Origin of the sequence: Escherichia sp. WS1118 (assembly GCF_046487695.1) — a bacterium.
Lineage (GTDB): Bacteria > Pseudomonadota > Gammaproteobacteria > Enterobacterales > Enterobacteriaceae > Escherichia > Escherichia coli.
In genome coordinates, this window is the sequence record NZ_JBJQIZ010000002.1 from 443774 (window position 1) to 456587 (window position 12814).

The 12814-nt window shown below is 53.3% G+C and carries 13 protein-coding genes; 11 read left to right on the plus strand and 2 right to left on the minus strand.

The window, feature by feature from the left end; all coding sequences use genetic code 11:
- Positions 1 to 15 precede the first annotated feature (15 nt).
- From holD to ACJHYO_RS05495, 8 genes are all read left to right on the plus strand, one after another.
- Complete coding sequence (gene holD, locus ACJHYO_RS05460; protein ID WP_000204031.1) at positions 16 to 429, plus strand: DNA polymerase III subunit psi; 414 nt, start codon at positions 16 to 18, stop codon at positions 427 to 429.
- Positions 398 to 844, plus strand: coding sequence for a ribosomal protein S18-alanine N-acetyltransferase (rimI, locus tag ACJHYO_RS05465; RefSeq protein ID WP_001552361.1), 447 nt, complete (start codon positions 398 to 400; stop codon positions 842 to 844). Before holD ends, rimI begins: the two co-directional genes overlap by 32 nt.
- Before the next feature lie 14 nt (positions 845 to 858).
- Complete coding sequence (gene yjjG, locus ACJHYO_RS05470) at positions 859 to 1536, plus strand: pyrimidine 5'-nucleotidase (RefSeq protein ID WP_000870712.1); 678 nt, start codon at positions 859 to 861, stop codon at positions 1534 to 1536.
- Positions 1537 to 1626: 90 nt separating this feature from the next.
- Positions 1627 to 3216 (plus strand): peptide chain release factor 3, encoded by a 1590-nt coding sequence (prfC, locus tag ACJHYO_RS05475; protein ID WP_000175940.1) that lies wholly within the window; start codon positions 1627 to 1629, stop codon positions 3214 to 3216.
- Positions 3217 to 3608: 392 nt separating this feature from the next.
- Positions 3609 to 4214: a molecular chaperone OsmY gene (gene osmY, locus ACJHYO_RS05480; protein ID WP_001295748.1), complete on the plus strand. Its 606-nt coding sequence runs from the start codon at positions 3609 to 3611 to the stop codon at positions 4212 to 4214.
- Between the two features lie 126 nt (positions 4215 to 4340).
- Entirely contained in the window at positions 4341 to 4502 is a 162-nt protein-coding gene (locus tag ACJHYO_RS05485; RefSeq protein ID WP_000490275.1) for a DUF1328 domain-containing protein, read from the plus strand.
- Between the two features lie 121 nt (positions 4503 to 4623).
- Positions 4624 to 5697 carry a patatin family protein gene (locus ACJHYO_RS05490; RefSeq protein WP_001298490.1) on the plus strand — a complete coding sequence of 358 codons (1074 nt, stop codon included), beginning with the start codon at positions 4624 to 4626 and terminating at the stop codon, positions 5695 to 5697.
- A complete protein-coding gene (locus ACJHYO_RS05495; protein WP_000563042.1) occupies positions 5694 to 6473 on the plus strand; it encodes a metal-dependent hydrolase in 780 nt (259 codons plus the stop codon). The genes ACJHYO_RS05490 and ACJHYO_RS05495 overlap by 4 nt, the downstream gene beginning before the upstream one ends.
- Before the next feature lie 216 nt (positions 6474 to 6689).
- Here ACJHYO_RS05495 and ACJHYO_RS05500 read toward each other — a convergent pair whose 3' ends face one another.
- A complete protein-coding gene (locus ACJHYO_RS05500) occupies positions 6690 to 7553 on the minus strand; it encodes a YjjW family glycine radical enzyme activase (RefSeq protein ID WP_001088372.1) in 864 nt (287 codons plus the stop codon).
- Positions 7525 to 9075: a YjjI family glycine radical enzyme gene (locus ACJHYO_RS05505; RefSeq protein ID WP_001143234.1), complete on the minus strand. Its 1551-nt coding sequence runs from the start codon at positions 9073 to 9075 to the stop codon at positions 7525 to 7527. Before ACJHYO_RS05505 ends, ACJHYO_RS05500 begins: the two co-directional genes overlap by 29 nt.
- A 257-nt stretch (positions 9076 to 9332) precedes the next feature.
- Here ACJHYO_RS05505 and deoC point away from each other — a divergent pair, with 257 nt between their 5' ends.
- The 3 genes from deoC to deoB all read left to right on the plus strand — a co-directional run bounded on the left by deoC (position 9333) and on the right by deoB (position 12787).
- Positions 9333 to 10112 carry a deoxyribose-phosphate aldolase gene (deoC, locus tag ACJHYO_RS05510; protein WP_001295412.1) on the plus strand — a complete coding sequence of 260 codons (780 nt, stop codon included), beginning with the start codon at positions 9333 to 9335 and terminating at the stop codon, positions 10110 to 10112.
- Positions 10113 to 10189: 77 nt separating this feature from the next.
- A complete protein-coding gene (gene deoA, locus ACJHYO_RS05515) occupies positions 10190 to 11512 on the plus strand; it encodes a thymidine phosphorylase (protein ID WP_000477811.1) in 1323 nt (440 codons plus the stop codon).
- Positions 11513 to 11563: 51 nt separating this feature from the next.
- The gene (gene deoB / locus ACJHYO_RS05520; protein ID WP_000816471.1) at positions 11564 to 12787 is read left to right on the plus strand and encodes a phosphopentomutase; all 1224 of its coding nucleotides are present in this window, start codon (positions 11564 to 11566) and stop codon (positions 12785 to 12787) included.
- Positions 12788 to 12814 lie beyond the last annotated feature (27 nt).

Consider the following 12814-nt stretch of genomic DNA (forward strand, 5'->3'; position numbering starts at 1 on the left):
CAGGAGCGATTCGCTATGACATCCCGACGAGACTGGCAGTTACAGCAACTGGGCATTACCCAGTGGTCGCTGCGTCGCCCTGGCGCGTTGCAGGGGGAGATTGCCATTGCGATCCCGCCACACGTCCGTCTGGTGATGGTGGCAAACGATCTTCCCGCCCTGACCGATCCTCTGGTGAGCGATGTTCTGCGTGCGTTAACTGTCAGCCCCGATCAAGTGCTGCAACTGACGCCAGAAAAAATCGCGATGCTGCCGCAAGGCAGCCGCTGCAACAGCTGGCGGTTGGGTACTGACGAACCGCTATCACTGGAAGGCGCTCAGGTGACATCACCGGCGCTCACCGAATTACGGGCAAACCCAACGGCACGCGCCGCGTTATGGCAACAAATTTGCACATATGAACACGATTTCTTCCCTCGAAACGACTGATTTACTAGCGGCTTTCCACATTGAACAACGCGCCCACACCTTTCCGTGGAGTGAAAAAACCTTTGCCAGCAACCAGGGCGAGCGCTATCTCAACTTTCAGTTAACGCAAAACGGCAAAATGGCGGCGTTTGCGATTACGCAAGTGGTGCTGGATGAAGCTACATTGTTCAATATTGCGGTCGATCCTGACTATCAGCGTCAGGGACTGGGAAGGGCGCTGCTGGAACATCTGATCGACGAACTGGAAAAACGCGGCGTGGCGACGCTATGGCTGGAAGTCCGTGCCTCAAATGCTGCCGCCATTGCCCTGTACGAAAGTTTAGGCTTTAACGAGGCGACGATTCGCCGCAATTACTACCCCACCACGGACGGTCGCGAAGACGCCATCATCATGGCGTTACCAATCAGTATGTAAGACAAGGTGGAATAATGAAGTGGGACTGGATTTTCTTTGATGCCGATGAAACGCTGTTTACCTTTGACTCATTCACCGGCCTGCAGCGGATGTTTCTTGATTACAGCGTCACCTTTACCGCTGAAGATTTTCAGGACTATCAGGCCGTTAACAAGCCACTGTGGGTGGATTATCAAAACGGCGCGATCACTTCATTACAGCTTCAGCACGGGCGGTTTGAGAGCTGGGCCGAACGGCTGAACGTCGAACCGGGTAAACTCAACGAGGCCTTTATTAATGCGATGGCGGAAATCTGTACGCCGTTGCCGGGGGCGGTTTCCCTGCTTAACGCCATTCGTGGCAACGCCAAAATCGGCATCATCACCAACGGCTTTAGCGCCTTGCAACAGGTACGTCTGGAACGCACGGGCCTGCGTGATTACTTCGATTTGCTGGTGATTTCCGAAGAAGTTGGCGTTGCCAAACCGAATAAGAAAATTTTCGATTATGCGCTGGAACAGGCGGGCAATCCTGACCGTTCACGCGTGCTGATGGTTGGCGACACTGCTGAGTCCGATATTCTCGGTGGCATCAACGCCGGGCTTGCGACCTGCTGGCTGAATGCGCACAATCGCGAGCAACCAGAAGGCATCGCGCCCACCTGGACCGTTTCTTCGTTGCACGAACTGGAGCAGCTCCTGTGTAAACACTGATTGCCTCCCCCCCGTTGATGGGTAAAATAGCCGCAATTTTTCGTTTTCAACAAGCGCGGCGCGATGCCGCTTACTCAAGAAGAAAGAATTATGACGTTGTCTCCTTATTTGCAAGAGGTGGCGAAGCGCCGCACTTTTGCCATTATTTCTCACCCGGACGCCGGTAAGACTACCATCACCGAGAAGGTGCTGCTGTTCGGACAGGCCATTCAGACCGCCGGTACAGTAAAAGGCCGTGGCTCTAACCAGCACGCTAAGTCGGACTGGATGGAGATGGAAAAGCAGCGTGGGATCTCCATCACTACGTCTGTGATGCAGTTTCCGTATCACGACTGCCTGGTTAACTTGCTCGATACCCCGGGGCACGAAGACTTCTCGGAAGATACCTATCGTACCCTGACGGCGGTGGACTGCTGCCTGATGGTTATCGACGCCGCAAAAGGTGTAGAAGATCGTACCCGTAAGCTGATGGAAGTTACCCGTCTGCGCGATACGCCGATCCTCACCTTTATGAACAAACTTGACCGTGATATCCGCGACCCGATGGAACTGCTCGATGAAGTTGAGAACGAGCTGAAAATCGGCTGCGCACCGATCACCTGGCCGATTGGCTGCGGCAAGCTGTTTAAAGGCGTTTACCACCTTTATAAAGATGAAACCTATCTCTATCAGAGCGGTAAAGGCCACACCATTCAGGAAGTCCGCATTGTTAAAGGGCTGAATAACCCGGATCTCGACGCTGCGGTTGGTGAAGATCTGGCACAGCAGCTGCGTGACGAACTGGAGCTGGTGAAAGGCGCGTCTAATGAGTTCGACAAAGAGCTGTTCCTTGCGGGCGAAATCACCCCGGTATTCTTTGGTACTGCGCTGGGTAACTTCGGCGTCGATCATATGCTGGATGGCCTGGTGGAGTGGGCGCCTGCGCCGATGCCGCGTCAGACCGATACCCGTACCGTAGAAGCGAGCGAAGATAAATTTACCGGCTTCGTATTTAAAATTCAGGCCAACATGGACCCGAAACACCGCGACCGCGTGGCGTTTATGCGCGTGGTATCCGGTAAATATGAAAAAGGCATGAAGCTGCGCCAGGTGCGCACCGCGAAAGATGTGGTGATCTCCGACGCGCTGACCTTTATGGCGGGTGACCGTTCGCACGTTGAAGAAGCGTATCCTGGCGATATCCTTGGTCTGCACAACCACGGCACCATTCAGATCGGCGACACCTTTACCCAGGGTGAGATGATGAAGTTCACCGGTATTCCGAACTTCGCGCCAGAACTGTTCCGTCGTATCCGCCTGAAAGATCCGCTGAAGCAAAAACAGCTGCTCAAAGGGCTGGTACAGCTTTCCGAAGAGGGCGCGGTGCAGGTGTTCCGTCCGATCTCCAACAACGATTTGATCGTTGGCGCGGTTGGTGTGCTGCAGTTTGATGTGGTGGTAGCGCGCCTGAAGAGCGAATACAACGTTGAAGCAGTGTATGAGTCAGTCAACGTTGCCACTGCCCGCTGGGTAGAATGTGCGGACGCGAAGAAATTCGAAGAGTTCAAGCGTAAGAACGAAAGCCAACTGGCGCTTGATGGCGGCGATAACCTCGCTTACATCGCTACCAGCATGGTCAATCTGCGCCTGGCGCAGGAACGTTATCCGGACGTTCAGTTCCACCAGACCCGCGAGCATTAATTCTAGCCTCCAGGGCGCGGTAGCCGCTGCGCCCTGTCAATTTCCCTTCCTTATTAGCCGCTTACGGAATGTTCTTAAAACATTCACTTTTGCTTATGTTTTAGCTGATATCCCGAGCGGTTTCAAAATTGTGATCTATATTTAACAAAGTAATGACATTTCTGACGGCGTTAAATACCGTTCAATGCGTAGATATCAGTATCTAAAGCCGTCGATTGTCATTCTACCGATATTAATAACTGATTCAGAGGCTGTAATGGTCGTTATTCATCACCCATCGCTTTTGTGATGGCGACCATTGACTTCTGTAGAGGGTGAAGTCTCTCCCTATTCAGCAATGCAACCTCGTGTTGCCAGGCTCAAATTACGAGCAAACATACAGGAATAAATCGATGACTATGACAAGACTGAAGATTTCGAAAACTCTGCTGGCTGTAATGTTGACCTCTGCCGTCGCGACCGGCTCTGCCTACGCAGAAAACAACGCGCAGACTACCAATGAAAGCGCAGGGCAAAAAGTCGATAGCTCTATGAATAAAGTCGGTAATTTCATGGATGACAGTGCCATCACCGCGAAAGTGAAGGCAGCCCTGGTGGACCATGACAACATCAAGAGCACCGATATCTCTGTCAAAACCGATCAAAAAGTCGTGACCCTGAGCGGTTTCGTTGAAAGCCAGGCTCAGGCCGAAGAGGCGGTGAAAGTGGCGAAAGGTGTTGAGGGCGTGACCTCTGTCAGCGACAAACTGCACGTTCGCGACGCTAAAGAAGGCTCTGTGAAAGGCTACGCGGGTGACACCGCCACTACCAGTGAAATCAAAGCCAAACTGCTGGCAGATGACATTGTCCCTTCCCGTCATGTGAAAGTTGAAACCACCGATGGCGTGGTCCAGCTCTCCGGTACCGTAGATTCTCAGGCACAGAGCGACCGTGCTGAAAGTATCGCCAAAGCGGTAGATGGTGTGAAAAGCGTTAAAAATGATCTGAAAACTAAGTAATTCGTCGTAATTCGACCTCCCGAACTTTGTCGGGAGGCGCGATGTGCACCACACTAAAAATATCGCATTGAGTGATTTTCACGCTCATATCAAGCGGTGACATTAACTATGGTAAAGGAGACGCTTATGTTTCGTTGGGGCATCATATTTCTGGTTATCGCGTTAATCGCCGCCGCACTTGGGTTTGGTGGTCTGGCCGGTACTGCTGCAGGCGCAGCTAAAATTGTCTTTGTCGTCGGGATTATTCTGTTCCTGGTGAGTTTGTTCATGGGCCGAAAACGACCCTAGATTTCAGACCATTAAGAAAATTTTATCCAAAGCCAGTCCAGCGGACTGGCTTTTGCGGTTTTAGCGAATAATAAATTGCGTTACTTTGTCATTCTTTCACAACAAAAACAGGAAGGCAGAGGTGGGGCAGCGAATACCTGTAACGCTTGGTAATATTGCGCCGTTGTCGCTAAGGCCGTTCCAGCCTGGACGGATTGCTCTGGTGTGCGAAGGCGGCGGACAACGTGGAATTTTCACGGCTGGCGTGCTGGATGAGTTTATGCGCGCGCAGTTTAATCCTTTCGATCTTTATCTCGGCACATCTGCCGGGGCGCAGAACCTCTCGGCGTATATCTGCAATCAGCCCGGTTACGCGCGCAAAGTCATCATGCGTTACACCACAAAACGCGAATTTTTCGATCCATTGCGCTTTGTCCGTGGAGGAAATCTTATCGATCTCGACTGGCTGGTGGAGGCCACCGCAAGCCAGATGCCGTTGCAAATGGATACCGCAGCGCGGTTATTTGACAGCGGCAAATCGTTTTATATGTGCGCCTGTCGTCAGGATGACTATGCGCCGAATTACTTTTTGCCAACTAAACAAAACTGGCTGGATGTGATTCGCGCCTCCAGTGCGATACCTGGCTTTTATCGTAGCGGAGTGTCGCTGGAAGGTATTAACTACCTGGATGGTGGGATCAGTGATGCGATCCCGGTTAAAGAGGCGGCAAGGCAGGGAGCAAAAACGTTGGTCGTCATCCGCACTGTGCCGTCACAAATGTACTACACGCCACAGTGGTTCAAACGCATGGAACGCTGGCTGGGTGACAGTAGCCTGCAGCCGCTGGTCAATCTGGTGCAGCATCATGAAACCAGCTATCGTGAGATTCAGCAATTTATTGAGAAACCACCGGGCCAGCTGCGGATATTCGAAATTTATCCGCCGAAGCCATTGCATAGTATTGCGCTCGGCAGTCGGATTCCGGCGCTGCGTGAAGACTATAAACTTGGGCGTTTATGTGGGCGTTATTTTCTGGCAACGGTCGGTAAATTATTGACTGAAAAAGCGCCGCTGAGCCGCCATCTGGTGCCGGTGGTGACGCCGGAGTCGATCGTTATTCCGCCTGCGCCAGTCGCCAACGATACGCTGGTTGCCGAAGTGAGCGACGCTCCGCAGGCGAACGACCCGACATTTAACAATGAGGATCTGGCTTGATTTGCCGTTTTATCGACACCCACTGCCATTTTGATTTCCCGCCGTTTAGTGGCGATGAAGAAGCCAGCCTGCAACGCGCGGCACAAGCGGGCGTAGGCAAGATCATTGTTCCGGCGACAGAGGCGGAAAATTTTGCCCGCGTGCAGGCGTTAGCGGAAAAATATCAACCGCTGTATGCCGCATTGGGCTTGCATCCTGGTATGTTGGAAAAACATATCGATGTGTCTCTTGATCAGCTACAGCAGGCGCTGGAAAGGCATCCGGCGAAGGTGGTGGCGGTGGGGGAGATTGGTCTGGATCTCTTTGGCGACGATCCGCAATTTGAGAGGCAGCAGTGGTTACTCGACGAACAACTGAAACTGGCGAAACGCTACGATCTGCCGGTGATCCTGCATTCACGACGCACGCACGACAAACTGGCGATGCATCTTAAACGCCACGATTTACCGTGCACTGGCGTGGTTCATGGTTTTTCCGGCAGCCTGCAACAGGCCGAACGGTTTGTGCAACTGGGCTACAAAATTGGCGTAGGCGGGACTATCACCTATCCACGCGCCAGTAAAACCCGCGATGTCATCGCAAAATTACCGCTGGCATCGTTGTTGCTGGAAACCGACGCACCAGATATGCCGCTCAATGGTTTTCAGGGGCAGCCTAATCGCCCTGAACAGGCCGCCCGTGTGTTTGCCGTGCTTTGCGAGTTACGACCGGAACCGGCGGATGAGATTGCGCAAGCGTTGCTTAATAACACCTATACGTTGTTTAACGTGCCGTAGGCCGGACAAGGCGTTTACGCCGCATCCGGCCGTTGGCGCACAATGCCTGATGCGACGCTGACGCGTCTTATCATGCCTACAAGTCTGTGCCGAACCGTAGGCCGGATAAGGCGTTCACGCCGCATCCGGCAGCTGGCGCACAATGCCTGATGCGACGCTTGACGCGTCTTATCATGCCTACAGGTCTGTGCCGATCCGTAGGCCACATCCGGCATGTCACAAATATAGCGCCGGAAATATTAACCGGCTCACCCCGCGCTCCCGTAACGCATCAGCCAGTTGTTCCACATCCTCCGGCGTGGCGCTCGGCCAGCTTTGCGCCTCGCCATACACGCCGTGGGCATGAAACGCGTTCAGGCGTACCGGAACATCGCCAAGTCCCTTGATTAACGCCGCCAGTTCTTCGATATGTTGCAAATAATCCACCTGGCCAGGGATTACCAGCAAACGCAGTTCCGCCAGCTTACCGCGCTCTGCCAGCAAACAGATGCTGCGCTTGATCTGCTGATTATCGCGTCCGGTTAATTGCTGATGACATTCGCTCCCCCACGCTTTGAGATCGAGCATTGCGCCGTCACACACCGGGAGCAATTTTTCCCAGCCGGTTTCGCTCAACATGCCGTTACTGTCCACGAGGCAGGTGAGATGGCACAGTTGCGGATCGTTTTTGATGGCAGTAAACAGCGCCACCACAAACGGCAACTGGGTCGTGGCTTCGCCGCCGCTTACCGTTATCCCTTCAATAAACAGAACCGCTTTGCGGACATGGTTAAGCACCTCGTCCACGCTCATGGATTGCGCCATTGGCGTAGCATGTTGCGGACACATCTTCAGGCAGGTATCACATTGCTCGCAGACAGCCGCGCTCCACGCCACTTTGCCGTCGACAATCTGCAACGCCTGATGCGGACACTGCGGCACGCACTCTCCGCAATCATTACAGCGCCCCATCGTCCACGGATTGTGACAGTTTTTGCAGCGCAGATTGCAGCCCTGCAAAAACAGAGCCAGACGACTGCCTGGCCCGTCAACGCAGGAGAAGGGGATAATCTTACTGACTAAAGCGCATCTGCTGTTCATGGCTTATCACGCGCGGCTGGCGTTCCAGAATACGAGTGTTGCGTGCGGCTTCTTCTCCCAGCCAGGTGGTGTTGGTGCGTGAACCTTCGGCGCGATATTTTTCTAAATCCGACAAACGCACCATATAACCGGTAACGCGAACCAGATCGTTACCGCTGACATTGGCGGTAAATTCACGCATTCCGGCTTTAAAGGCACCGAGGCAAAGCTGTACCAGCGCCTGCGGATTACGTTTGATGGTTTCGTCGAGCGTCAGAATGTCGCTGATGCCGGAATAATAATAAGCATGATGCGGGGCGACAGTTTGCAGATGGGTAATCGGATCTGGCTCATCACCATACGGCAAACGCGCGCCCGGCGTGGTGCCGATATCGGAACTTATCCCCGACTGTGCGTGTAACATGGCGCGTTTTTGCCAGCCATATTTCACGGGGGTATTGGCGACAAACTCCGCCAGTTGCGCGCTAATGCGATAACCCACTTCATTTGCGGCGGCCTCTTTACCGTAGCGTGCGGCAATTCCTTCTTTTTCACACAGCAAGTTAACCGCTTCCGCCAGCCCATACATGCCAAACATCGGCACAAAACGTTCAGGGTTAATCAGCCCTTCTTTCACCAGGAAGCTATTCTCAAAGAAGTGTGATTGTTGATAGAGGAATTCACACCGCGCATCGATGATGGCGATCTGCTGTTGGCAGTAGTGCGGTAGAGTGCGCGTAAAGAAGTCCTCCAGCGATTCACTGCGCTCGGCAATGGCTTTCAGGTTTAGGCGTACCAGCGTGCTGCCACCACCCGCCAGCGGCAGTGAGTTGTAACAGCTCACAATCCCGTAGCCCCCTTTTGTGAAAATTTTATCATGCACCGGACCGTTGGCGATGTGCGGTTTGCTACATTCACAGATGTTTTTCGCCACTTCCAGCAGCAGGTCATCAGGGGTGATATCAGGATCGTAGATAAAGGTCAGGTTCGGTGAAACCTGCTTCAGCTCTGCGTCTGCACGTAATATCGCACGGGTAATGGGCGAATCAGACGGGCCGATATTGGCATGCATAAAGGCGTCTGGCAGGGTTCTGTCGAGGTAACGCCAGAAACGTTTTATTCGAATATCGATCTCGTCTTGTGTTAGAATTCTAACATACGGTTGCAACAACGCATCCAGTTGCCCCAGGTAGACCGGCATCGATGTGACCGACGGTACATGGTGGTAAAGAATGGTCAGCAGAGAGAGTGCGTCATCAAGGTCTTTCGCGCCTTCCAGCTCCAGCCATTCGGAACCGTTGGCCAAAAAACGGGCGTAATCGGGTAAGACATAGCGCGGTTTGTACGGCGCATGACCTTCAAACATATCGCAGATTACCCCCTCATCCAGCGCGCGGCGGGCTTCGGCAGGCAGCTGTGGGTAAGGCAGATTGTTTTCTGCTTCCAGTGCCAGAAAATGGCGCTTCTGCTCCGGGCTAAGTACCGGGCTGGTGACAATTTGCTGGCAACGTTGTTGCAGTGCATTTTCATGAGAAGTGGGCATCTTCTTTTCCTTTTATGCCGAAGGTGATGCGCCATTGTAAGAAGTTTCGTGATGTTCACTTTGATCCTGATGCGTTTGCCACCACTGACGCATTCATTTGAAAGTGAATTATTTGAACCAGATCGCATTACAGTGATGCAAACTTGTAAGTAGATTTCCTTAATTGTGATGTACATCGAAGTGTGTTGCGGAGTAGATGTTAGAATACTAACAAACTCGCAAGGTGAATTTTATTGGCGACAAGCCAGGAGAATGAAATGACTGATCTGAAAGCAAGCAGCCTGCGTGCACTGAAATTGATGGACCTGACCACCCTGAATGACGACGACACCGATGAGAAAGTGATCGCCCTGTGTCATCAGGCCAAAACTCCGGTCGGCAATACCGCCGCTATCTGTATCTATCCTCGCTTTATCCCGATTGCTCGCAAAACGCTGAAAGAGCAGGGCACCCCGGAAATCCGTATCGCTACGGTAACTAACTTCCCACACGGTAACGACGACATCGAAATCGCGCTGGCAGAAACCCGTGCGGCAATCGCCTACGGTGCCGATGAAGTTGACGTAGTGTTCCCGTACCGTGCGCTGATGGCAGGTAACGAGCAGGTTGGTTTTGACCTGGTGAAAGCCTGTAAAGAGGCTTGCGCTGCGGCGAACGTACTGCTGAAAGTGATTATTGAAACCGGCGAACTGAAAGACGAAGCGCTGATCCGTAAAGCGTCTGAAATCTCCATCAAAGCGGGTGCTGACTTCATCAAAACCTCTACCGGTAAAGTGGCTGTGAATGCGACGCCGGAAAGCGCGCGCATCATGATGGAAGTGATCCGCGATATGGGCGTAGAAAAAACCGTTGGTTTCAAACCGGCGGGCGGCGTGCGTACTGCGGAAGATGCGCAGAAATATCTCGCCATTGCAGATGAACTGTTCGGTGCTGACTGGGCTGATGCGCGTCACTACCGCTTTGGTGCTTCCAGCTTGCTGGCAAGCCTGCTGAAAGCTCTGGGCCACGGCGACGGTAAGAGCGCCAGCAGCTACTAAGGCTTGATTTGCCGGATGATGCAGCGATGCTCATCCGGTTCCCCGATTACCTCGTCTCTTTTCCACGGGAGGTTACCTTGTTTCTCGCACAAGAAATTATTCGTAAAAAACGTGATGGTCATGCGCTGAGTGATGAAGAAATTCGTTTCTTTATCAACGGCATTCGCGACAACACTATCTCCGAAGGGCAGATTGCCGCCCTCGCGATGACCATTTTCTTCCACGATATGACAATGCCTGAGCGTGTCTCGCTGACCATGGCGATGCGAGATTCAGGAACCGTTCTCGACTGGAAAAGCCTGCATCTGAATGGCCCGATTGTTGATAAACACTCGACCGGCGGTGTCGGCGATGTGACTTCGCTGATGTTGGGGCCGATGGTCGCTGCCTGTGGCGGCTATATTCCGATGATCTCCGGTCGCGGCCTCGGTCATACTGGCGGTACGCTCGACAAACTGGAATCCATCCCTGGCTTCGACATTTTCCCGGATGACAACCGTTTCCGCGAAATTATTAAAGACGTCGGCGTGGCGATTATCGGCCAGACCAGCTCATTGGCTCCGGCGGATAAACGTTTCTACGCGACCCGCGATATTACCGCAACCGTGGATTCAATCCCGCTGATCACCGCCTCTATTCTGGCGAAGAAACTGGCGGAAGGTCTGGACGCGCTGGTGATGGACGTGAAAGTGGGTAGCGGCGCGTTTATGCCGACCTACGAACTCTCTGAAGCCCTTGCCGAAGCGATTGTTGGCGTGGCTAACGGCGCTGGCGTGCGCACCACCGCGCTGCTCACCGATATGAATCAGGTACTGGCCTCCAGTGCAGGTAACGCGGTTGAAGTTCGTGAAGCGGTGCAGTTCCTGACGGGTGAATATCGTAACCCGCGTCTGTTTGATGTCACGATGGCACTGTGCGTGGAGATGCTGATCTCCGGCAAACTGGCGAAAGATGACGCCGAAGCGCGCGCGAAATTACAGGCGGTGCTGGACAACGGTAAAGCGGCAGAAGTCTTTGGTCGTATGGTAGCGGCACAAAAAGGCCCGACCGACTTCGTTGAGAACTACGCGAAGTATCTGCCGACAGCGATGCTGACGAAAGCAGTCTATGCTGATACCGAAGGGTTTGTCAGTGAAATGGATACCCGCGCGCTGGGGATGGCAGTGGTTGCAATGGGCGGCGGACGCCGTCAGGCATCTGACACCATCGATTACAGCGTCGGCTTTACTGATATGGCGCGTCTGGGCGACCAGGTAGACGGTCAGCGTCCGCTGGCAGTTATCCACGCGAAAGACGAAAACAGCTGGCAGGAAGCGGCGAAAGCGGTGAAAGCGGCAATTAAACTTGCCGATAAAGCACCGGAAAGCACACCAACTGTCTATCGCCGTATCAGCGAATAACGGTATACTGATCTGATCATTTAAATTTGAAGCACTGAGTACGGAGAACATATGAAACGTGCATTTATTATGGTGCTGGACTCATTCGGCATCGGCGCTACAGAAGATGCAGAACGCTTTGGTGACGTCGGGGCTGACACCCTGGGTCATATCGCAGAAGCTTGTGCCAAAGGCGAAGCTGATAACGGTCGTAAAGGCCCGCTCAATCTGCCAAATCTGACCCGTCTGGGGCTGGCGAAAGCACACGAAGGTTCTACCGGTTTCATTCCGGCGGGAATGGACGGCAACGCTGAAGTTATCGGCGCGTACGCATGGGCGCACGAAATGTCATCCGGTAAAGATACCCCGTCTGGTCACTGGGAAATCGCCGGTGTCCCGGTTCTGTTTGAGTGGGGATACTTCTCCGATCACGAAAACAGCTTCCCGCAAGAGCTGCTGGATAAACTGGTTGAACGCGCTAATCTGCCGGGTTACCTCGGTAACTGCCACTCTTCCGGTACGGTCATTCTGGATCAGCTGGGCGAAGAGCACATGAAAACCGGCAAGCCGATTTTCTATACCTCCGCTGACTCCGTGTTCCAGATTGCCTGCCATGAAGAAACTTTCGGTCTGGACAAACTCTACGAACTGTGCGAAATCGCTCGTGAAGAGCTGACCAACGGCGGCTACAACATCGGTCGTGTTATCGCTCGTCCGTTTATCGGCGACAAAGCTGGTAACTTCCAGCGTACTGGTAACCGTCACGACCTGGCTGTTGAGCCGCCAGCACCGACCGTGCTGCAGAAACTGGTTGATGAAAAACACGGCCAGGTGGTTTCGGTCGGTAAAATTGCAGACATCTACGCCAACTGCGGTATCACCAAAAAAGTGAAAGCGACCGGCCTGGACGCGCTGTTTGACGCCACCATCAAAGAGATGAAAGAAGCGGGTGATAACACCATCGTCTTCACCAACTTCGTTGACTTCGACTCTTCCTGGGGCCACCGTCGCGACGTCGCCGGTTATGCTGCGGGTCTGGAACTGTTCGACCGCCGTCTGCCGGAGCTGATGTCTTTGCTGCGCGATGACGATATTCTGATTCTCACTGCTGACCACGGTTGTGACCCGACCTGGACCGGTACTGACCACACGCGTGAACACATTCCGGTACTGGTTTACGGCCCGAAAGTGAAACCAGGTTCGCTGGGTCATCGTGAAACCTTCGCGGATATCGGCCAGACTCTGGCAAAATATTTTGGTACTTCTGATATGGAATATGGCAAAGCCATGTTCTGATGGATTTGGGCGGAGCAGTGACTCCGC